We start from the raw sequence: 22,132 nt of genomic DNA, 5'->3' as shown, positions 1-22,132 counted from the left end.
GCCGGGCGGGCTGTGTAGCGACAGGCCCAGTTCACTGCAGATGTCGGCGGCCGTGTCCAGTACCACCGCACCGGGTTTGATCGACCCTCCGGACCAACGCGGAGCCATACTACTCGTCACCCTGCGATACTGCGCTTGGTCCGAGGAGTGCTTTGAGGTCGGCCATGAGTGCGGTGGTGGGAGCCACCCGGTGCGGGCCGAGGCGTAGCAGGGTGGCGCGGCTGCCGTTGACGAGTTTGACGTGGACCTCGGCGGAGCCGGGATGGCTGGTGAGTACGTCGCGGAGCCCTTCGACCAGGGGTGGGGTGCAGCGGGCCGGGGGCAGGGTGATCACGATCGGTTTGATCTCGTCGGCGGCGGTGATCTCGGGGACCGACAGGTCCATGGCCATCAGGCGGGGTTGGTCGTCGCGGCGGTCGACGCGACCTTTGACCACGACGATGGCGTCCTCGGCGATGTACTGGCCGACGACCTCGTAGGTGTTTGGGAAGAACAGCACCTCGACCGCGCCGCCGAGGTCTTCCAGGGTGGCCGACGCCCAGGCCCGGCCCTGTTTGGTGATCCGGCGCTGCACCCCGGACAGGATGCCGGCCAGGTTGAGTACGGTGCCGTCGGCGACCGCGCCGTCCTCGGCGAGGGCGGCGATCGACATGTCGGCGGCGTTGGCGAGGATGTGTTCCACCCCGAACAGCGGGTGGTCGGAGACGTAGAGGCCGAGCATTTCGCGTTCGAAGGTGAGCAGGTCGGTCTTGTCCCACTCGCTGTCCGGGATCGGCGGGGTGACCACCATGCCACCGCCCGCGCCGGCGTCGCCACCGGCGCCGAACGCGTCGCCGAACAGGTCGTACTGGCCGACCGCCTCGTTGCGTTTGAGGTCCATGAACGAGTCGATCGCGTCGGCGTGCACGGTCAACAGCCCTTTGCGGGTGTGCCCCAACGAGTCGAACGCGCCGGCTTTGATCAGCGATTCGACGGTACGTTTGTTGCAGGCGACCGCGTCGACCTTGCGGAGGAAGTCGTAGAAGTCGGTGTAGGCGTCCTTGGCCTTGCGGGCCCGGGCGATCGCCTCGACGACGTTGGTGCCGACGTTACGGACGGCGGCGAGCCCGAACCGGATGTCGGAGCCGACGGCGGTGAACCGGGCACCGGAGGCGTTGACGTCCGGCGGCAGCACCTTGATCTTCATCCGCCGGCACTCGGCCAGGTAGACGGCGGCTTTGTCCTTGTCGTCGCCGACGCTGGTCAGCAGGGCGGCCATGTACTCGGCCGGATAGTTGGCCTTCAGATAGGCCGTCCAGTAGGAGACCAGACCGTAGCCGGCGGTGTGGGCCTTGTTGAACGCGTAGTCGGAGAACGGGACCAGGATGTCCCAGAGCGTCTTGATCGCCTCGTCGGAGTAGCCGTTGTCCCGCATGCCCTGGGAGAACGGGACGTACTCCTTGTCCAGGATCTCCTTCTTCTTCTTGCCCATCGCCCGGCGCAGCAGGTCGGCGGCGCCCAGGGTGTAGCCGGCCAACTGCTGGGCGATCGCCATGACCTGTTCCTGGTAGACGATCAGACCGTAGGTGTCGCCCAGGATGTCGGCGAGCGGTTCGGCGAGTTCGGGGTGGATCGGCACCACCGGTTTACGGTTGTTCTTGCGGTCGGCGTACTCGTTGTGCGCGTTGGCGCCCATCGGACCCGGCCGGTACAGCGCCAGGACGGCGGAGATGTCCTCGAAGTTGTCCGGCACCATCGACCGCAGCAGTGACCGCATCGGCCCGCCGTCGAGCTGGAACACGCCGAGCGTGTCGCCCCGGGCCAGCAGCTCGTAGGCGCGTTTGTCGTCCAGCGGCAACTCCTCGAGGACCAGGTCCAGGCCGCGGTTGTCCTTGATCCCGGCCAGGCAGTCGTCCATCACGGTCAGGTTGCGCAAGCCCAGGAAGTCCATCTTCAGCAGGCCGATGGACTCGCAGGCGCCCATGTCCCACTGGGTGATGATCGCCCCGTCCTGCTCCCGTTTCTGGATCGGCAGCACGTCGACCAGGGGGTCGCGGGACAGGATCACCCCGGCGGCGTGCACGCCCCACTGCCGCTTGAGTCCTTCCAGGCCCTTGGCCGTGTCGACGATCTTGCGGACCTCGCCGTCGGACTCGTACAACGACCGGAACTCGGCCGCCTCCGGGTAGCGGGGGTGTTTCGGGTCGAAGATGCCGGTCAGCGGGATGTCCTTGCCCATCACCGGCGGTGGCATCGCCTTGGTGATCCGGTCGCCCATCGCGAACGGGTAGCCGAGCACCCGGGCCGCGTCCTTGATCGCCGCCTTCGCCTTGATCGTGCCGTACGTGATGATCTGCGCGACCCGTTCCTCGCCGTACCGCTCGGTCGCGTACCGGATCATGTCGCCGCGCCGACGCTCGTCGAAGTCCATGTCGATGTCCGGCATCGACACCCGGTCCGGGTTGAGGAACCGTTCGAACAGCAGGCCGTGCGGAATCGGATCCAGTTCGGTGATCCCCAGTGCGTACGCGATCAGCGCGCCGGCCGCCGAGCCACGGCCCGGGCCGACCCGGATGCCTTCCCGTTTCGCGTACGCCACCAGGTCGGCGGTGACGAGGAAGTATCCCGGGAAGCCCATCTTGAGAATGACGTCGAGCTCGTACTCGGCCTGTTTGCGGTGCCCCTCGGGCACCCCGCCGGGAAACCGGCGGTCCAGACCGCGCAGCACCTCGGCGCGCAGGAACGACTCCTCGGTCTCGCCGGCCGGGACCGGGAACTGCGGCATCAGGTCCCGGGAGGCGAACAACGCCGAATAGTCGCCGATCTTCTCCGCGATCTCCAGGGTGTTGTCACACGCCCCCGGCACCTCGGCGTCCCACAGTTTACGCATCTCGGCCGGTGACTTCAGATAGAAGTCGCGGGCGTCGAACTTGAACCGCTTGGGATCCGCCATCGTCGACCCGGACTGGACACACAACAACACCTCGTGCGCTTCGGCGTCCCGCTCGTGCGTGTAATGCAGATCGTTCGTCGCGATCGGCTTCAGATTGAGCCGTTTACCGAGCCGGATCAGATCGGTCCGGATCCGGGTCTCGATGTCGAGTCCGTGATCCATCAACTCCAGATAAAAGTTGTCCGCGCCGAAGATGTCGCGGAACTCGGCCGCCGACTCGCACGCCTTGTCGAAATTCCCGATCCGCAACCACGTCTGGACCTCACCGGAGGGGCAGCCGGTCGTCGCGATGATCCCCTTGCCGTACTGGTGCAGCAACTCCCGATCCGCCCGGGGCTTGTAGAAGTAGCCCTCCAGGCTGGCCCGCGACCCCAGCCGGAACAGATTGCGCAGCCCGTCGGCGTCCGCCGCCAACATGGTCATGTGGGTGTAGGCGCCACCACCGGAAACGTCGTTCTCCCCGCCGTCGGCCCACCGTACCCGGGTCCGGTCCCGCCGATCGGTCCCCGGCGTCAGATATGCCTCCAAGCCGATGATCGGCTTCACCCCGGCTCCGGTCGCCTGCTTGAAGAAATCGTACGCCCCGAACAGATATCCGTGATCGGTCATCGCCAAAGCGGGCATGCCGAGCCGATTCGTCTCGGCGAACAACTCCTTCAATCGGGCCGCCCCGTCGAGCATCGAGTACTCGGTGTGCGTGTGCAGATGTACGAACGAATCGGACATGGCTAAGACCCCTTAGCTAGCGACGCCGTGCGGTGGCCGAGAGAGCACACTATCCCCGTCGGCTCGCCGGATTGCGGCGGACCCGCCGACGGCGACCCGGGCTAGCAGAGAAGCAACGACCGGTCCCAGGCGACGGGTTGGTCCGGGTATGCGTACTGCAGCAGGGCCAGCGCAATTCCGGCCGTACCGGTGAGTAGTTGAGTGGAGCGGATCTCGGCGGCGGCGTGGCCAGCAGGCGCTGCGTCGGTAGAGGCGAGGTCGTCGATGATCTCCGCTGCGAGGCGGCCGGCCAACGCATCGAGGGCAGGAGACCGGTGATCAACCATGGTACGGCAGACGACCATCAGCAGACCGGCTCGTCCGTGGCAGAGCGTTGACCCCGCGAAGGGCGGAATCGACGCGTCGGGTTCAGCCAATACGGTGAGTGCAGCGACGCCGTCGTCGATCAACTGCTGGTCGGCAAGGGCCCGTCCAGCGAGGGTAAGCGCGCGGCTGATGCCGGCGTTGCCGTAACACCATCCCGGTACGGCCGGTTTGGTGTCCATCGGGCATTCGAAGACCGTGGCGGGCCAGAGCCCATCGTCTCGACGGTGTGTCCGAAGCCATCGCGCGAGCGCAGCGATGGTATCGCTTTGTCCCGATACGGTCACTCCTCGTGCGTGGGATAGTGCGAGTAGCGCCAGCGGCCCCGTCATGCCATGCGCCATGCCCAAATCTGCACGTACTCTGTGGACGACGCGGACAAGGAAGGTGAGGATCTCCCGTAACGGCTGTGTGAGGCAGTCCCCAGAGTCGAGCAGCAACCGGCCGACGCCGGTGATCCCTGAGATCAGATCGATGTCACGTTGGGTGACGTCCGCAGGTTGGCGCTCGTAACGGGTGACCAACTCGCGAGCGTGTCGGGTAAGCCGATCGAGCCCTTGCCGGTATGTCGTGGTCCGGCGGCCGGTGGCGGCGGCGAGAGCGCCGTGGGCGAACAGCAGTGCGCCCAGCCCGGACCAGGCGCCAGCGGGGACCACCGTCGGCAATGCTTGGGCTGCCGATTCAAGCCGCCTCCTGGCGTAGGTAGCCGCCGTAGGCCTCCAGGGCAGGGTGGCCGCGTGGACGGTGGCAACCCCGAGGTGATCGGCGATCGCGTCGAAGCTGAGGCGGTGATCTGTTAGGCGGTCCGCGAGCGCGAGCGCGGTCTGCGCGCTGAGCGTCGTCAGGCTTGGCATGTCGTCGGCCCCTCCAACACCGCAGTCAACGGTCGCCCGGTTCGCACGCAGGTCTCGATAGCGTCTCGCGCCAGCCGCAGCACTTGCGCCTCCATGCTTTGCTCAGTGCCCACCAGCCGGTTGCAGTGCATATGAATCACGCTCCGGACGACATGGTTGCGGCGCTCAGACGTCAGTAGGCCGAGCTGGCTGCCATAGCGGCTGGCGACGGTGAGTCGTCTCCGCCACAGCGATGCAACCGGCCCGAGCCATTCGTCCAACCCAGACACGGCCAAGGCGCGTACCCGTGCTCGATGGTGGCCAGGCTGACCTTTGATTCCGGAAAGCCAGCGCCGGTCCTCTGCCCTCGGAGCAAGCATGTGAAGGAGCCCGACTACTGACAACGCGGCTGTCACCACGGTGCTCCGCCCGCTGCTGATGTCCGCTAAAACAGCGGCGGTGTCGGCGCAGAAGAGCTCCTCCGCCGTCGTAATCAGGTCAGGGCCGCCGTACCGCTCGATCTCCGGATCGTAGGTGTCGAACCGAAATCCACCAGCAAGACCACCCTCGCGCAACCGACAGACCTGGTCGGCAAGCATGCCCAGCACCGTCCCCTGCCCGGCCCGCGTCGTTCGCACCCTGATTCGTAGACATGGACTGCCATGGTCGTGGTAGCGGACGAAGAACCATCTCTGGTGATGGCTAGCGAAGTCCTTCGCCAGGACGGTGAGCACATCGTCCTGGCTGCGATGTGGAACTGGCAGCACCGCGTAGAGCCATCGCCCAGCCCCGGGCAGATGTTCCCCCGACCCGGCGGGACGCACCGGCCGGACAATGGAGGGCGACGCCCGCCCGCTGACCGTATGCGGTTCGGTCGGAACGACAGGTGCGACAATCTCCGCCACGTGGTAGCCGTCTGGACCGCGCAACCACCCATCAGGCACATCGAGTACCTCCCGCACCCTGGTCACCCCATGCAGGTTGACCTCTCTGCGTAGCAGGCCGACTCCCTCCGAAGAGGTCAGATCCACTGGTACGCGCATGTCGGAGGCCCCGGCCTCCACCCGGTCAGGCAGGTCGGCCTCGCGCCGCCATCGATCGAGCGCTGACTGCCATTGCGCCGCGTCTCCGGCTGCCTGTATCACCGCCGCAGGCAGGAGCCAACTCGCCGGTGCCAAAACGCTACGGCCAGCCGAGACTCGTGGCAGAAACGGGGCGTACTCCTGTAGCGGCCTGCCCCACTGCCAGCCGTGGGGACGCGGCCTATGCCCAATCTCGAGTAGAAACCGCGCCACGGCGGGTGCATGTCTGCGTCCGAGGCCATGACCGGCGACAGGAACCAGGCGCTCACCGTTTTGTGTCTGCACGTGCAGGCGACGTCCGTCAGAGAACACCGACAGATCTCGCACTGCGATGTCACCGGGCGCTATAGGTGCCCGGTCGACACAGATCTGCCGCCCCGATCTGCCACCTGCGCGCATCACGTTGGTCAGACGCGGCTGCAGCGGGCTGAACTGAACCTCCGCAAAACAGCTTCCCGCATCCCCGGTGCGATCCGACCTGACAGTCTCCTGCAGCGCCGTAGTCGCCTCTGGAATCAGATCCAGAAATCGGGCAAATCCCGCCGTCGCAGGAGCTTCGTTGAACCAGGGCTCCACTAACGTAAAGTCGCCGCGAGCCATCGCCCAGATATCGCGTGCAGCCAGCCTGGCGAACAAATCGCACGACTGAGGCGACTCCTCGGAAAGGGGAAAACCCTCCCACCAATCCTGAGCAACATCCTCGTCCAAGAAAACCTGAGCCGCGCCCCGCCCTGCCGTCCTAGCCCACAGTGCAAACATTTGCCCATCGCGTACGGTATGAACCGGCGACTGAGACGACTGCAGCGGCCGGCCGGCCGCGTATCCTACTGGAAGGCCGAGGCCACGATACTCATCAAGTACGTCCAGTACGGGTACCGCCCGATCGAACCCATAACGGTCGACAAAATCCTGGTGGAAATCAGCCAGTGGATGTTCACTGTATACTCTCAGTCGCCACAACAGTCCTGCGACATGTCGCACCTCTTCGCCGACGGCGCGCGGTAGGCGAATCTCGGCGTCGAGTCGCGTGTCGACGCATACCTGGTGTCGCGCCGCTGCCACCAACTGCATCTGCTGCGTCAATGCCCGGAACGCCGGTAGCCCGCTACCTAGCGAACGTTTGTCATACTCGCGTGCAAGGCGCGCAACCTCACGGACTTCGTTCGCGATCGGCGAGGCAACCCTTTGTAGTATACCCTCGATCTCCCGTAACGAATCTCGATGATTGACAGCCCTGGTCAGCTCGCTGTGCAGAAACCCAGCCTTCAGGAGCTCTGAAACGATAAGCAAGCCCGAATCCAAGTCAGGACCTGAAGCCTCGGCAAGCAACCGGGCAACAGCGACTTCTTGATCCGCAGCGTGCAACACGTCAGCCGCTGGACCGACAGCGCCGATTGACACCTCCTGCAGTTGCGACGATGCCCGGCCGTCAGGCTGGTGCCAACGCTGCAGCACCAATCGGCCGCCCCGTTTCCGCAGTGTTGGGTTAACCGACACGTACAGCCCTGAGACAACAGAGAGATCTCGGTGCAGGCGCGCCATGAGTGCGACTAGCCATCCGCCATCTGGCAGCGTTCGCGTCTGGTGCGCCTCGCCACACAGGGCACGTGCCCAAGGGCCTCCGATTCCGGCGGCGGTGACCCCGGAAAACAGGCCGAACGGAGTCGCGCGGAAAGTCATTCGCGCCGAATAGCCCGCGACCGCCAACGCGGTACGCCTCGCATCAGCGTGGTCCTCGCCGTCGGAAAGCTCCATCGCAGCGTCCAGATCCGGGCTAGCGACCGCGATCGCCTCCCGCAACACCGGGTCCACCGCCCCGCCTGAATGCCCCGATGATCGAGCCGTCACCGGTGCCAGCGGCGCCCGAACCATCGCGATCCTCGGCATGACAAACACAATCCGCCTCCTCAACGTCTCGCGGTGGCCCGGCCGACTGCCTGGCCACCGCGAGACGCGTTGATCGGTTACTTGCCGTCGGTGCAGGTGTAGGTCGGCGTCTCGTCGTTCGACTGTGGCGACTCCCCAATCGTTACCACAGCCAGATCCAGGACCGGTTCCAGATCTGTGGTCTGATCCGTCGGCACGTTGGACAGTGTTTCCATTGACAACCTCCTCGCGATGTGGTTTGGCCCGCGCAACATTTGCCCGAGTCTCCGCCTCAGCTCAGCCTGACCTATCCCATCTGGATCCAGACCGTCAGGATTAGGCGGTAGATCCAGCACAACCGATCGGCGCACCTGTCGGCCAGATGTGACAGAGAACCGTGACAGCAAAGGAGCGTGGTGGTCGTCCGTGCTCAACACCTTCCTGTCACTCCGCTGGCTGGGCGGTCAAGGACGGGGAGCTGCAGGTACGCTCCGGGAATCCGTCAGTCGGTCGATCTTGCTCCAGTACGAAAGGCCGAGACCGATCGCACGTGCAGTGGGTGAATCGGCAGGTCCATCGGATTGATCACCCTGTCACCCGGCCGCAACAGCCAAGAGTGACATAGCCGCTAAACGATACAGGCGAGTTCCCGAGCGTAACTCTGCCTGGGTTGTGCCCTAGGTTGCCTTCAGCCGACACTCCGCCCCGTGAGTTCCTGGGCGACTCTGCGTCGTGATTCATCACATGAACAGGCGCACGTCTACCCCCGTCGTAGCTGGCAGGCCGAGCCGCGCACGGGTTCGCGATTTGACAGAGGCCCACCCACCGGCTCAACCCCGCCTATTCCTTCACTGTCGCTTGTGGCTGTCATGTCTGTACGACCTGCTGGATGACCGCTTTCACTTGGAGCCGATGCCGCTCGCTAGGTCTGCTCGAAGTCAGCTGACGAGGTGTCCTTCCGAGCCTGTGGCCGGAAGCGTCACGGAGGTTGCTCGTCGACGAGAGACTCGCCCGCACGAAGCAGCCTGCCGTGCCGGTGCCCCCCGTCACCGGCACGGCAGGCCCACCACGCCGCACCAGTCGAAGGGGAAGTCATGTTGCCACCTAACGGGCTGCAGATCGCCCTCGCTGCCTCCCCAGCCTGCGCGACCAAGCCGAACCCCCACCGACCGGCCCTGGATCTGCGCGACCGACGAGCCGCGTCGCACCAGCCGTTCGCATCGTGGACAGGACGGCACCCGCGATGACCGTCTACCACTCCGGAACCCATTGGCGGTCGGTGTTGTCGTTGCCGGTTGATCGTCAGCTGTTGGCGGACGATTTCTTCCTGATGGCGCACCATGACGTGTCGGGTCAGTTGCGTCTGGCGCCGCGGATCGCCGGATTCGGGGTGGCTGCCGCTGTGTTGGCGGACCTGGTCTCGGCGGGTGTGCTGGTGGTGACGGCGTCTGGGCGGCTGGACTGCCCGCAGCCTGGGGTGCGGGTGGCCGGGTTCGAGGGGCAGGTCGCTGCGTGGGTAGCGGCTGAGCCGGGTCAGCCGGTTCCGGTCTGGATCGAGGTTCTCGCTGATGTGTCGGTGCCGGCGGTGGGTCAGCGGTTGGCCGATGCCGGTGTGGTGCGGCCGGTGCGGGTCCGGCGGCTGATGACGACCAGGACGGTGTGGGAGCCGGCGGACATGAACGTGGCGGCGTGGCCGTGGGCCCGGTTGTCGACCCACGTCCGTCGTGGTGAGCCGCTGGACGTGTTCGACAGTGCCTTGGCGCGGTTGTGTACCGCTGTCGGTGTCGAGGGCCGGTTCCTCGACGGTGGTCCGCAGGCGCGGCAGCGTCTCGACCGGCTGGTCGGTCCGGTGCCGGCGCAGGTCGACGTGCTGCTGGTCGAGCTGGCGGCGGCGGTCGGCCGGGCCGTGCTGGGTGGCCGGACCTGACCACCACCAGCCCGGTTCGGGCGTCTACCCAGACGCCCGCCCTGTCTCCGCATCCCTTCTCGTTGTCTTTGTCAGGAGATCGTTGTGTCTGTTTCGCGTGGTGTGCCGCGTCCGCGTCGGGGTGGTGTCGCCGCCGCCCTGGCCAGGTCCCGGCTCGGGGTGCCGCAGGTGGTGTTCTTCGTCCTTGCCGCCGCTGCGCCGATGACGGTGGTCGCGTCAGCGGTGCCGACCGCGTACGCGGTGACCGGCCTGACCGGGGTGCCGGTCGCCTACGCGGCGACCGCCACCGTGATGGTGGTGTTCGCGGTCGGCTACGTCGCCATGAGCCGCCATGTCGTCAACGCCGGGTCGATGTACTCCTACATCGCGCACGGTCTCGGACCAGCCTGCGGGGTGGCGGCGGCGTTCGTCGCGGTCGTCGCCTACAACCTGATGCAGATCGGCCTGTACGGGGCCTTCGGTGTCGTCGCGGCCGCCGCCGCGTCGGCGGTGGCCGGTGTCAGCGTCCCGTGGTGGGTGTGGGCCCTCGGAGCCTGGCTGGCGGTCGCGGTTCTCGGGCTGGCGCGGGTCGACCTCAACGGCCGAGTCCTGGGTGTGCTGCTGATCGCGGAGATCACCGTCGTGGTGGTCTTCGACATTGTCATGGCCACCAACCCGGCCGGCGGGACGCTGTCACTGCACGGGTTGGAGCCGGCGCAGCTGGCGGTGCCGGGGATGGCGGCGATCCTCGTCGGCGGGATCGCCGGCTACGTCGGGGTCGAGGCCACCACCGTGCTCTCGGAGGAGACCCGCGACCCCCGCCGTACGGTCGCCCGCGCCACCTACACCGCCATCGCCCTCACCGCCGTGTTGTATGCGGGGTCGGCGTGGGCGATGCAGGTCGCCGCCGGCCCCGACCGCATCGTCAACGAGGCCGTCCAGCACGGCCCGGAGTTGATGTTCGCCCTGGTCGACGGCCACCTCCCGCGCCTGGTGATCGACGTCGGCCGGCTGCTGCTGGTGACGAGTCTGTTCGCCGCCCTGCTCGCCTTCCATAACCTGGTCGCCCGCTACCTGTTCGCGTTGGGCCGCGAACAGGTCCTCCCCGCTGGTTTGGGTCGCGCCCACGGTCGGACCGGGGCGCCGAAGCTCGGCTCCCTGGTCCAGACCGGCGTGGCCAGCCTGATCATCGTGGTCTACGCCCTGGCGGGGCTGGATCCGATCGTGCATCTGTTCTTCTGGCTGACCGTCACCGGTGGCCTGGGCGTGCTGATCCTGATGACCGCGACCAGCCTCGCCGTCCTCGCGTACTTCCGCCACCACCGGCGAGGCGAGAGCCGCTGGTCGACCGCGCTCGCCCCCGGCACGGCGCTCAACCTGCTGGTGTTCATCCTCGGCGGCACCCTCATCGGATTCGGTGACCTCCTCAACGCCCCCGCCGGCTCACCGGCCCGGTGGCTGCTACCCGGCCTCTACGCCGCCGCCATCACATGTGGCCTCGCCTGGGCGGCCGTGCTCCACCAGACACGGCCTGCCGTGTGGGCCACCGTCGGCGCGGGAGCCGACGCCGTCACCCGACCCACCCATCCGACCCCGACCGCCCGTAAGGAGATCCACCGGTGACCACCACCCCCACCACTGCGATCCGCGTCGCCGACCGCCACGACATCCCCACACTCGCCGCGATGCTCGTCGACGCATTCCTCGGCACCCCCGACGCCGCCTGGCTGATCCCCGACCCCGACGAACGCCGACACATATACCAGCGGCTGTGTCCCGCGATCCTCACCCACGCCATCGTGGCGGGCACCGTCCACACCACCGACGACCACACCGGCGCCGCGATCTGGCTGCCCCACACCCTCGCCCACACCCCAGACCCCCACCACTCCGCGTGGTTCGCCCGCGCCGCCGGCCCCCACACCCCACGGTTCGCCCGCCTCGCCGCCCTGTTACGCCGGCACGCCCCACACCGGCCGCACACCTACCTCGCTTACCTCGGCGTCACCCCAGACCGGCAACACCGAGGCGTCGGCACCGCTCTGCTCACCCACCGGCACGCCACCTGCGACACCGCCGGCACCCCCGTGCACCTCGTCGCCACCAGCGACGCCGCCCGACGCCTCTACCAACGGCTCGGCTACCACGACACCACCCCCACCCCGCCGCGGCTGCCCGACGACGGACCACCGGTATGGCCCATGTGGCGCCAACCCCGCACCCACGGCCGACAACGGCGGTGACGACCGGTTGTCCCACGCACCCGTCGCCTGCCGATCCACGACCGCTCGACCCGCCCCGACCGTCCGATACACCATCCCCACACGACGCCGACGAGCCACACACGTGAAACCCGGTGATACGGCCACCGCCCCCGCCCCATCGCAGCGGCCACCCCACACGACAACCGACACGAACCGAACCCCACCAGCCAGGACGGAGCAGCGTGACCACCACACCCACCCCACCACACCCGACTGAGGTGCCCCGAATGCACCCATCCGCGAACCTCACCCCCGCCGCCGACGCCATCCTCGCGGTCCACACCCCCGACGACACCAACATGTGCGCGCAGTGCCAATTCGAGGGACGACTCGTCCCACACCCCTGCGCCCACCGTCGATGGGCCGACGCCGTCAACCGCTCCACACCCACCCGCGACACCCTCATCGTCCTCGGACTCCTCGGCGCGCCCGACCAACCACAGCAGTAGGCCCATCGCAGCCGCATACCCCGGACCCGGACCACCCCCCAGCAGCCACATCGGAAGCCCGCCCATGACCACCTCTGCCACCGCCGCAGTCGGCATCATCTTGCTCGCCATCGCCATACTCCACGCTGGAAACAGCGTGACCTGGGCATACGCCAAATACCGTGCCCGGCGGCTAGTCACCGCCGGACTCCTCGTCCTCATCGCCGTCGTCATCCTGCGCCACGACACCGGCGGGCCCGAATGAACGGACCGGCCGCTGGGCACTGACCGCCGCCGGACCAGCGGCCGGCCCGCCGCCGGGCTGAACGCGGACCTCACACGTAGCCGTCGGCTCCGCGTTCCTTCAGCTCGTCGACCAGGCGCTTGACGTCCTGTGCCCGGTCACGCGGGCAGACGAGCACCGCGTCCGGGGTGTCGACGACGATCAGGTCGTGGACGCCGAGCGCGGCGACCAGCCGGCCCGACTGCGGCACCACCACCAGCCCGCTGCTGTCGTGCAGCAGCACACCTGGCTTTTCCTCGGCGGCGGGAGCACCGAGGACGACGTTACGGTCGGCGTCGGCCACCAGCACGTCACCGAGGGTGTGGAAGTCACCCACGTCGTTCCAGCCGAAGTCGCCCGGTACGGTGCCGACCCGCCCGGCCGCCGCCGCGCCTTCCATCACCGCGTAGTCGACCGAGATCCGAGGCAGCGTCGGCCAGACGTCGCCGAGGATCTCGTCCCGCTCCGGGGTGTCCCAGCTGGCTGCGATCCGGGTCAGCCCGGAGTGCAGTTCGGGCTGTTGCCGGGCGAGTTCGCTGAGGAACACGTCGACCCGCCAGACGAACATGCTGGCGTTCCAGAGGTGCCGCCCGGAGCGGAGGTAGCTCTCGGCGAGTTCGAGGCCCGGCTTCTCGGTGAATTGTTCGACCCGGCGGACCGGACCGGGTCCGATCGCCTCGCCGCAGGCCAGATACCCGTACCCGGTCTCCGGTCGGGTCGGGGTGATCCCGACCGTCATCAGCAGCCCGGCCTGTGCCCCGGCGACCGCCTCGCGGATCGTGTCGGCGTACCGGTCGGTGTCGGCGATCAGATGGTCGGCGGCGAAGGATCCCATCACCGCGTCCGGTTCGCGCCGGGCGATGACGGCGGCGGCGAGGGCGATCGCCGCGCAGGAGTCCCGGGGCGACGGCTCGACGAGCACGTTCTCCTCGGGCACCGAGGCCAGTTGCCGGGCGACCGCGGCGGCGTGCGCGGCCCCGGTCACCACCAGGATCCGTTCGGGATCGGTCAGGGGGGCGAGCCGGGCCACCGTCGCCTGCAGCAACGAGGCGGCGGTGCCGGTGAGGGGGTGCAGAAATTTAGGGTTACCGGCGCGGGACAGCGGCCAGAGGCGGGTGCCGCTGCCACCTGCCGGGATGACGGCGAAGAGCATCAGCACATCATGCCCGGCCCGCGCACGCGGTCCGACGAGACGGGGGATACCCACCCCGATGCGTTGCCGGGCTCATCCCACCGCCTTGGCCAGCGCGGCCGCCCGGCTCCACGAGGCGACGTGCACCTCGGCACTGGACGCCCAGGTGAAGTCCTTTGCCCGGTCGACGCCCGCCTTGGTCAACGCGAGCCGACGCGATTCGTCGTCGAGCAGCGCGGCCAGGTCGGTGGCGATCTGGTCCGGCACCTCGCTGGTGTAGGCGACCGCGTCACCGCCGACTTCGGGCAGGGACAGCCGGGGGGTGGTCAGCACCGGAGCACCGCAGGCCATCGCCTCCAGGATCGGCAGGCCGAACCCCTCGCCGTAGGACGGGTAGGCGGCCACCAGCGCGCCACCGAGAAAACCGGGCAGGTCGGCGTAGCGCAGATAACCCGGACGCAGCAGCCTCAGGTGGGCCGGGACATCCGCCACCGCCCGGTCGATGTCGTCGTCGTGACCCTGGCCGCCGGCGACGACCAGGGCGGGCGGCTCGGGACGGTCCCGCACCGCCTTGACCCAGCCACGGATCAGGTTCGGCACATTCTTACGCGGTTCCTTGGCCCCGAGGAAGGCGACGTATCCGGTCCCGACCAGCCCGAGTCGAGCCCGGACCCGGGCTTTCTCCTCGTCGCTGGGCACGTGGAAGGCACCCTGGTCGACGCCGTGGTAAGCCACGTCGATGCGGGCCGGGTCGGCGTTGAGCAGGCGGATCAGCTCGTCTCGGCTGGCCTTGCTCGGGACGATCACCCGGCTGGCCCGACGCAGCGAGGTCTTGATGGCGCTGCGGAAGAACGTACGGCGCGACTTGTCGTAATGCTCTGGCTCAGTGAAGAAGGTCGCATCGTGCACCGTTACCGTTACCGGACATCCCGCCCGCATCGGGCAGGTGTAGAACGGCGAATGCAGCACGTCGGCGGCGACCTGCTGAGCGAGCAGCGGAAGCCCGGTCTGCTCCCACGCCAGGCGGGCCGGCCGGTGCGCCACCGCGGCGGGGGCGGCGACCACGTCGGCGGCGGGCAGCATCCGGGTGTAACGCTCGGCATCAGTACGCAGCGCGACGACTGACAACTCGACACTGTTGCCGATGAGCTTGCCAAGGGCACCGAGCAGGCCGTCAACGTATCGACCAACGCCACCCCGGTCGGCGGGCACGCTCGTGGCGTCGAAGAGTACGCGGGGCGGTCGACCGGCGGTCACTGGGCAACTCCTCTGGAGGGGTGATGGAGGATTGTGGGGAACGACACGTACGCCAAGCCTACGCCGCCGGTGCCCGGGTCCCGCCGCCGCGACGCGGACAAGACGCCACGTTCCCCGAGCAGTCACCCGCCGGCCAGCTACCCGAGACGGTACGGTGACTGCCTGTACTTTCCGTGACGACAGGGAGGGCTGACAACTCCCCGAAAGCGGTCAATCAACCACCCTCCGTCACCCACCTTCGCGGCGTCGCCGACCGGCCTGCCGCAGCCGGCGTTAGGCTCGTCGGCGATGACCAACAACATCGCCGGCCTGCTCGCCGTCTCCGTCGCGGCCGACCCCACCCGCCCCCTGATCACCTGGTACGACGACGCCACCGGCGACCGTACGGAACTCTCCGGCACCACGCTCGCCAACTGGGTGGCCAAAACCGCGAACCTGGTGGTCGACGCGGCCGGCGCCGGTCGGGGCGACGTCGCCGAGGTCTGGCTGCCAGCGCACTGGCAGACCGCAGCCGTACTGCTCGGATGCTGGTCGGCCGGGCTGACCGTACGGGCGGCCGGACTGGCCGCCGGGGCAGCCGCCGGAACCAGCACCGGGGCAACTAGCAGCGGCGGGTCAGGCACCGCGACTACGACCATCACCGCTACGCCGGCCGAGGTCGTCTTCGCGCATGTCGACCACCTGGCGGACGACCTGGCGGCGATCGGACACCGGTCGGCCGGCGAGCGCTACCTGCTCAGCCTCGCTCCGATGGCCGCCCCGATCCGGCAGTTGCCCGTCGGGTGGGCCGACTATGTCGTCGAGGTACGGGGACAGGGCGACCATTTCACCCCGTACCCGGCGATAGATCCGCACGACGCGCAGCTGGCGACCCGCGCTCGCCAGCGGGCCACGGAGCTGGAGATCTTACCCGGCAGCCGAATTCTGATCGACACGGATCGCTACCCGGATCCGGTGGACTGGCTCCTGGCGCCCCTGGTCGCCGAAGCCAGCGTGGTCCTCTGCCGGCATCTGGACCAGCGGCAGGTCGCCGGCCGTGCCGAGCGGGAACGAGTCGCCCGGTCCCTGATCTGAGCCGACGGACGCCTTCGACCGAGCCCGCTCCGCAGCGGTCACAGCTCACTGGGCACCACCTCGCGCAGGTCGCCCTCGGTGTCGCACACGTAGAAGCCGGCCCGGTCGCTGAGCCACGGCTTGCCGTCGGCCTCCTCGTCGGTGAGCACCTGTTCCTGCAGGGCGAGGATGATGTATCGCGACCCGTCCGGGTTGCCCTCCCGCCAACCCGGCCCGTACAGCTGGTCGACCAGCGTCTCGCGGCGTTCCCGAGGCAACGCTCCGTCGACGATCCATTCCGCCGGCAGGCGATACCAGAAGATCCGGGTGACCTTGGCCTGCGGGTCGAAGGCGTGCGCGCCTTCGACCCAGACGCCGAGAGTGTCGGTGATCTTCAAGCGGAAGTAGGCACCCACGACGTTGAGACGCGCTGGCTTGACGCAGCGTTGCCACCCACCCGGATCACTATCGTCGACCCGCCGCCGGGGAAGCGGGGTCCGCCGCCGGGGAAGCCGGAGCCGGGCCCGACGCCGACTCCGGGACGGCGTTCGCCCGGGCGGCGGCGAACCGGACGAACGGATCGAGCGCCGCCGGGTCCGCGAGCGCTCCGGCGGCCGCCGCCCGCTCCACTGGCACCCCACTCACGATCCGCTTGACCGGCACCTCCAGCTTCTTGCCCGACAAGGTACGCGGAACGCCGGGCACCTGATGGATGCCGTCGGGCAGATGTCGAGGAGACAACGCCGTCCGCAACGCGCCGGCGATCCGGGCGCGCAGCGGGTCGTCGAGTTCGGCACCGTCGGCCATCGCCACGAACAGCAGCAACTCTCCCGCCCCGCCCTCCGAATCCTCCAGATGGATCACCAACGAGTCGGCCACCTCCGGCAACGCCTCCACCACCGAGTAGAACTCGGCGGTGCCCAGCCGTACCCCGCCCCGGTTGAGGGTGGCGTCGGACCGTCCGGTGATCGTGCACCCGCCGTGCTCGGAAATCGTGATCCAGTCACCGTGGCACCAGACGCCCGGATAGGTGTCGAAGTAGGCCTGCCGGTAGCGGATGCCGTCCGGATCATTCCAGAAACCGACCGGCATGCTCGGCATCGGCGCGGTGATCACCAGCTCGCCCAACTCCCCTACCACCGGCCGGCCGTCGGCGGCGCGGGCCTCCACCCGGGCACCCAGACACCGGCAGGCGATCTCACCGGCCCGCACCGGCAGCAGCGGTACGCCGCCGACGAACCCGGTACACACGTCCGTCCCACCGGACAGCGAGCTGAGGTGCACCTCGTCGCCGACCGACCGATAGACCCAGGCGAAACCCTCCGGCGGCAACGGGGCACCGGTGGAGCCGACGCCGCGCAGCGCCGACAGGTCGGCGATCTCGCGCGGCACCAGCCCGTCCTTGCGGCAGGCCAGCAGAAACGGTGCCGAGGTGCCGAAATAGGTGGTCTGACTGTCGGCGGCCAACCGCCACAGCGTGCCCAGATCCGCCCGGGCCGGACCACCAGAGGCGGCGTCGACGGCGGGATTGCCGTCGAACAGCACGATCGCCGCGCCGACCGCCGGCCCGGACGCCAGGTAGTTCCACATCATCCAGCCGGTGGTGGTGAACCAGAAGAACCGGTCCCCCGGACCCAGGTCGTGGTGCAGGGCGAGCATCTTCAGGTGCTCCAGCAGGATGCCGCCGTGACCGTGCACGATCGGCTTCGGCAGGCCGGTCGTACCGGACGAATAGAGCACGTACAGCGGGTGGTCGAACGGCACCGGGTCGAAGGTCAGCGGATCGTCCGTCGGGGCGGCGAGCGCGGCCCAACTCGCCGTCGCCCAGTCCGGCGCCGCCGCGTCCGGCGCCAAATAGGGGATCACGATCCGGTGCCGGGCCGACGGCAACGCGGCGGCGATCTCCGCCACCTCGGTACGGCGGTCCACCGCCTTGTCGCCGTAGCGGTAGCCGTCGACCGCGACCAGCACCGTCGGTGCGATCTGCTGCCAACGATCGGTGACGCTGCGGGTGCCGAACTCGGGGGCGCAGGTCGAGAAGACCGCGCCGAGACTGGCCGTCGCCAGCATCAGGACGTACGTCTCCGGGATGTTCGGCGCGTACGCGGCGACCCGGTCACCGGGCCCGACACCGAGCCGGCGCAGCCCGGCCCGGGTACGGCGGACCTGTTCCCGCAGCCGAGCGACGGTCAACGTCACCGGGTGCCGGGTCTGGCTGTACGCGAGCACCACCGGCTGGTCGTCGTCGAGCCCCGGAGCGCGGAGCACATGCTCGGCGTAGTTGAGCCGGGCACCGGGGAACCAGCGTGCTCCCGGCATCCGCGCGTCGGCCAGCACCTGGTCCGGTGGCTGATGGCCGATCACCTCGAAGTAGTCCCAGATGGAACCCCAGAATCCGGTCAGGTCGGTCACCGACCACTTCCACACCTGCGGATAGTCGACGAACCGCAGCCCCCGGGTCCGGTCCAGCCAGTCCAGATAGGTCCCGATCCGGGACCGTTCGCGGACGTCCACCGGCGGCTGCCACAACACCTGACTCACGCCTGCCACTCCTTCCGGGTCACGGCCACGCTGCCGGACGACCCGTGATCCATCCTCGCCTACCGCCGGTTCCCTTGTCGTACCCCATTGTCGTCGGCCGACCGTCGATCGGATGCGTGCCGGGAACACAATGCGTACCGCAGGGGTAGCGGTACGGGCACAGCGGTCGACGTACATCGAAAACCCCGACCGGAAGCGCGGCTTAGCCGGGCAACACTCACCCGAAACGGTACGGTTCGCCCATGCGTCATCTCTGGAGCTTCCTCGGCGGCCTCGTCGTGGCACCCCTCTGCTGGCTGCTGGTCGCGGTCGGCCAGAAGACGTCGATCGACACCATCGACGGCTGGGTGGCCGATGGCGGTTATCACACCGTGACCCTGATCGCACCGGCCGCGTACCTCTTCACGGCCGGTCTGATACTCGGCCTGCTCGGCACCCTGCGGGTGTCCCCTGGCGGTCCGCTCGTCGCCGGTCTCCTGCTCGCCGCCCCCTACGTGATGATGTTCATCGCGCCGCTGCGGGCCCGGGACGTCATCGGCACGCCGTGGCGGCTCCTCGGTGAACCGATCGAACTGCTGCGCCCGGTGGAGAACGGAACCCTGGCGACGATCGGCGTGCTGCTGTGCGTCGCCGCGCTGAGTCGCCAACGCTGGCGGACCTGGCCCCGGGCCGACGACGAGCCCAGGACCACGCCGGCCACGCCGAGCGCCGATCCGCTGCCGGTCCGCCCCGTCGGCGAGTTCGACCCGACGTTGTGGTCCCTACCCGGCGGCACCGGTTCGTCCGCCCGATCGACGTCCGGGCCGGCCCCGGCACAGTCCAGCCGCCCGTCGACCGCGACGCTCACGGCGACGACCCCCGACTCCACCTCGCCGTCCGGCGGCGCCACCGCCACCGCCACCGACGAGGACGCGGACACCGACACCGACACCGACGGATCGGGTGACGACAGCGGTCGGGACCGGCTGCGGCCGGCCCGTCCGAATCCGCGATCGATCCGGCCTTTCCGGCGCTGATCACAACCGGGCTGGTCCGACGCCCACCTTGCTTCCGACGGGTACGGTGCTCAGGCACGTACCCTTCGAGGAGGTCAGATGCGGCACGTGGGCTCGTTGGTCCTGTCCCTGGTCCTCACGCCGGTCATCTGGTTCCTCGCCGGGATCGGGCTGCGGGAGTACGCGGAGTCCCGGGCGCTCGGGTACGTCGATCCCCCGGCCGGTCTGTTCGTCGGACTGGCCGCGTTGGGCGTCGCCGGGTTGCTCTACGCCCTGCTCGTCGTGCCCCGGTTCTCCCCCGTGGGGCCGGCGTTGGCCGGTTTAGCCCTGCTGGCCGTGTCAGCGTGGTCGGTCTGGGACCTCGCGGGCTTCTACAGCACGGTGCCGCGCCGCTTTCTCGGCACCGACTTCGTGCTCACCGCACCGGCCGAAGGGCTGGCCGTCGTGCTGGCCGTACCGCTGCTCGCGACGGTGTTCAGCCCTCGTCGGTGGCGGGGCGCGCGGGTGGTGGCGCTGTACGCGGGCGCTCCGGCCGCGTCGGAGGTGGCCAGAACCGCGCCGCTGCCAGGCCCAGGTGCGCCCGGCTGGGGCGGTCCCGGCCCTGGCCAGGGCGGCTACGCAGCGGGCCATGCCGGCTACCACCAGCCTGGATATCCGCCGGCCGGGGTCGCCCACGGCGGCCCGGGCGGCCCGCCTGCGCCGCAGCCCACCGCGACGTGGCCGGCCCCACCAGCCGGTCCCAGTGGCGGTGATCCGACGATCGCCTTCCAGGCCACCGGATCCCCGCCTCGGCCGGTACCGCCGGTATCTGGCCCCGCGCCGGCCCCTGCCAGCGAGCCTGAGCTGGAGACGATGCGGCTGACGCCACCGGGGCACCGGATGGACGACCCGACCGTGGCCGTACGCCGACCGGCAGCCCCGCCAGCGACGTCCCCGGCCGACGAGACCACCCGCATCGTCACCAGCCCGGCAGCCCCGCCAGCGACGTCCCCGGCCGACGAGACCACCCGCATCGTCACCAGCCCGGCAGCCCCGCCAGCGACATCCCCGGCCGACGAGACCACCCGCATCGTCACGACATCGGCACAGTCCGTGGCACCGACCGCCGCCGACGACAGCCCGCGCGACGACCGCGGCGACGACGACGGCCCGCAGGCTTCGGCGGCCGACGATCAACACACCGAAGCCCTGACCGCCGAAGCCGACACCAGTTCGTTGCGGCACACTCCGCCGCCGCCGGCCGCCTACCCGCCGCCGGGGCACGCCACGCCGACCGCTACCCCGGTCGACCCCGACGCCACGCAGAAGCTAGGCCATTGACATCCTCGCCGCCTAAACGGCGGCGATTCCAGCCACACCGCGCGTGTCACGCGCTTGTGTTCTGGTGGGTTACCGTTTCACCGCGCGGTGCCGGGACGGGTCCCGGTCCCACCCGCGCTCCACGGTCGTTGAAGTCCGCCTGCCCGGCGGCCTTGATGTTGATCGCCGCGTTGACATCCCGGTCGTGGAGACCGCCACACGGACACACCCACGACCGGACGTTCAACGCCATCCGGCCGTTGACGCGCCCGCAGTCCGAGCACATCCGGGTGGACGGGAGCCACCGGTCCACCCGGGCGAACGTGCGTCCGTACCTCGCCGCCTTGTACTCCACCATGGCGACGTACGACGACCATCCCGCGTCGTGGACGGACGCCGCCAGCCTCGTGCGGCCGAGACCGACGACACACAGATCCTCGACGTACACCGCTTGATTCTCGCGAATGATCGTCGTGGACAGCTTGTGCTGCCAGTCCCGCCGGGTGTCGGCCACCCGGGCGTGCGCCCTGGCGACCTTCACGACGGCCTTCTCACGGCGGTTGCTGCCCCGCTGTGTGCGGGACAGGGCCTGTTGCGTGTTCAGGTCCGCGAGGGCCTGCTGCAACATTACGACGGATACCTCGCCCAGCCACGCCCGCTCCGGGGTCGCCTTGGCCCGTGTGATGGCCCGCTTCGACAGCTCGGCGTCCGACACGTACGGCAGACCCTGCTCGCGGGCGGTCTGGCGTGCGCGCAGCCCGTCGTTGAACACCACCCGGGCGCACCCGAACGCCTTCGTTTTCGTGACGAAGTTCCGGCACGAGGTGTTCGCCGACCGGCACCTGACCCGCATGGAACAGATCATGCGGGACGTGTGCCGCGACTTCGAGGCCGAACTGGTCGAGTTCAACGGCGGCCATGACCACGTCCACCTGCTGGTCGAGTTCCCGCCAAAGGTGGCCGTGGCCCGCCTGGTCAACTCACTCAAGGGCGTCTCCTCGCGCCGCCTGCGGCAGGAATTCCCCGACCTCGTGGACCACTACCACCGGGCCAACAAGCTCTGGTCGGGCTCGTACTTCGCGGGCTCCGTCGCCGGCACACCACCGAGCATCGTGAAGCAGTACATCGAGCAGCAGAACCGGCCAGGTTAGAGCACTGCTCGGGCCGTGGCG

At 68.9% G+C, this 22,132-nt stretch carries 18 protein-coding genes; 10 read left to right on the top strand and 8 right to left on the bottom strand.

What is annotated here, in order from left to right; genetic code table 11:
* Positions 1 to 109 precede the first annotated feature (109 nt).
* From dnaE to O7632_RS07135, 3 genes are all read right to left on the bottom strand, one after another.
* Positions 110 to 3,658, bottom strand: coding sequence for a DNA polymerase III subunit alpha (dnaE, locus tag O7632_RS07145; RefSeq protein WP_278112438.1), 3,549 nt, complete (start codon positions 3,656 to 3,658; stop codon positions 110 to 112).
* A 101-nt stretch (positions 3,659 to 3,759) separates the two neighbouring features.
* The gene (locus O7632_RS07140) at positions 3,760 to 4,875 is read right to left on the bottom strand and encodes a lanthionine synthetase C family protein (protein WP_278112436.1); all 1,116 of its coding nucleotides are present in this window, start codon (positions 4,873 to 4,875) and stop codon (positions 3,760 to 3,762) included.
* Complete coding sequence (locus O7632_RS07135; RefSeq protein WP_278112434.1) at positions 4,863 to 7,823, bottom strand: lantibiotic dehydratase; 2,961 nt, start codon at positions 7,821 to 7,823, stop codon at positions 4,863 to 4,865. The genes O7632_RS07140 and O7632_RS07135 overlap by 13 nt, the downstream gene beginning before the upstream one ends.
* A 1,222-nt stretch (positions 7,824 to 9,045) precedes the next feature.
* Here O7632_RS07135 and O7632_RS07130 point away from each other — a divergent pair.
* From O7632_RS07130 to O7632_RS07110, 5 genes are all read left to right on the top strand, one after another.
* Entirely contained in the window at positions 9,046 to 9,729 is a 684-nt protein-coding gene (locus O7632_RS07130) for a GPP34 family phosphoprotein (RefSeq protein ID WP_278112432.1), read from the top strand.
* 84 nt (positions 9,730 to 9,813) lie between these two features.
* Positions 9,814 to 11,331, top strand: a complete 1,518-nt coding sequence (locus tag O7632_RS07125) for an APC family permease (protein WP_278112430.1) — start codon at positions 9,814 to 9,816, stop codon at positions 11,329 to 11,331.
* On the top strand, positions 11,328 to 11,951 hold the full coding sequence (locus O7632_RS07120) for a GNAT family N-acetyltransferase (RefSeq protein ID WP_278112429.1): 624 nt from the start codon (positions 11,328 to 11,330) through the stop codon (positions 11,949 to 11,951). The genes O7632_RS07125 and O7632_RS07120 overlap by 4 nt, the downstream gene beginning before the upstream one ends.
* A gap of 248 nt (positions 11,952 to 12,199) precedes the next feature.
* Positions 12,200 to 12,421 (top strand): hypothetical protein, encoded by a 222-nt coding sequence (locus O7632_RS07115; RefSeq protein ID WP_278112428.1) that lies wholly within the window; start codon positions 12,200 to 12,202, stop codon positions 12,419 to 12,421.
* 64 nt (positions 12,422 to 12,485) lie between these two features.
* Entirely contained in the window at positions 12,486 to 12,665 is a 180-nt protein-coding gene (locus tag O7632_RS07110) for a hypothetical protein (RefSeq protein ID WP_278112425.1), read from the top strand.
* 70 nt (positions 12,666 to 12,735) lie between these two features.
* Here O7632_RS07110 and O7632_RS07105 read toward each other — a convergent pair whose 3' ends face one another.
* A complete protein-coding gene (locus O7632_RS07105; protein WP_278112424.1) occupies positions 12,736 to 13,836 on the bottom strand; it encodes a sugar phosphate nucleotidyltransferase in 1,101 nt (366 codons plus the stop codon).
* Between the two features lie 72 nt (positions 13,837 to 13,908).
* Positions 13,909 to 15,072, bottom strand: a complete 1,164-nt coding sequence (locus tag O7632_RS07100; RefSeq protein WP_278112423.1) for a glycosyltransferase family 1 protein — start codon at positions 15,070 to 15,072, stop codon at positions 13,909 to 13,911.
* A gap of 23 nt (positions 15,073 to 15,095) precedes the next feature.
* Between O7632_RS07100 and O7632_RS07095 the strand changes: the two genes are divergently transcribed.
* Positions 15,096 to 15,230, top strand: a complete 135-nt coding sequence (locus O7632_RS07095) for a hypothetical protein (protein WP_278112421.1) — start codon at positions 15,096 to 15,098, stop codon at positions 15,228 to 15,230.
* A 130-nt stretch (positions 15,231 to 15,360) separates the two neighbouring features.
* Positions 15,361 to 16,146 (top strand): TIGR03089 family protein, encoded by a 786-nt coding sequence (locus O7632_RS07090; RefSeq protein ID WP_278112419.1) that lies wholly within the window; start codon positions 15,361 to 15,363, stop codon positions 16,144 to 16,146.
* Between the two features lie 38 nt (positions 16,147 to 16,184).
* Here O7632_RS07090 and O7632_RS07085 read toward each other — a convergent pair whose 3' ends face one another.
* Both O7632_RS07085 and O7632_RS07080 read right to left on the bottom strand, forming a co-directional pair.
* Complete coding sequence (locus tag O7632_RS07085; protein ID WP_278112418.1) at positions 16,185 to 16,523, bottom strand: hypothetical protein; 339 nt, start codon at positions 16,521 to 16,523, stop codon at positions 16,185 to 16,187.
* A 67-nt stretch (positions 16,524 to 16,590) separates the two neighbouring features.
* Positions 16,591 to 18,666 (bottom strand): acetoacetate--CoA ligase, encoded by a 2,076-nt coding sequence (locus O7632_RS07080; RefSeq protein ID WP_278112416.1) that lies wholly within the window; start codon positions 18,664 to 18,666, stop codon positions 16,591 to 16,593.
* Positions 18,667 to 18,908: 242 nt separating this feature from the next.
* Here O7632_RS07080 and O7632_RS07075 point away from each other — a divergent pair, with 242 nt between their 5' ends.
* Both O7632_RS07075 and O7632_RS07070 read left to right on the top strand, forming a co-directional pair.
* Positions 18,909 to 19,682, top strand: coding sequence for a hypothetical protein (locus O7632_RS07075; RefSeq protein WP_278112415.1), 774 nt, complete (start codon positions 18,909 to 18,911; stop codon positions 19,680 to 19,682).
* 78 nt (positions 19,683 to 19,760) lie between these two features.
* Positions 19,761 to 20,981, top strand: a complete 1,221-nt coding sequence (locus tag O7632_RS07070; protein ID WP_278112413.1) for a hypothetical protein — start codon at positions 19,761 to 19,763, stop codon at positions 20,979 to 20,981.
* A gap of 46 nt (positions 20,982 to 21,027) precedes the next feature.
* On the opposite strand, the gene O7632_RS07065 is transcribed toward O7632_RS07070, so the two are convergent.
* The gene (locus O7632_RS07065) at positions 21,028 to 21,735 is read right to left on the bottom strand and encodes a transposase (RefSeq protein WP_278112410.1); all 708 of its coding nucleotides are present in this window, start codon (positions 21,733 to 21,735) and stop codon (positions 21,028 to 21,030) included.
* Here O7632_RS07065 and tnpA point away from each other — a divergent pair.
* Positions 21,644 to 22,111 (top strand): IS200/IS605 family transposase, encoded by a 468-nt coding sequence (gene tnpA / locus O7632_RS07060; RefSeq protein WP_278112408.1) that lies wholly within the window; start codon positions 21,644 to 21,646, stop codon positions 22,109 to 22,111. The genes O7632_RS07065 and tnpA overlap by 92 nt on opposite strands.
* Positions 22,112 to 22,132: the final 21 nt, after the last annotated feature.

It is taken from the genome of Solwaraspora sp. WMMD406 (assembly GCF_029626025.1).
Classification (GTDB): Bacteria; Actinomycetota; Actinomycetes; order Mycobacteriales; family Micromonosporaceae; genus Micromonospora_E.
Note: the sequence above shows the minus strand (reverse complement) of the source record. Positions and strands in the feature narration are given on the sequence as shown.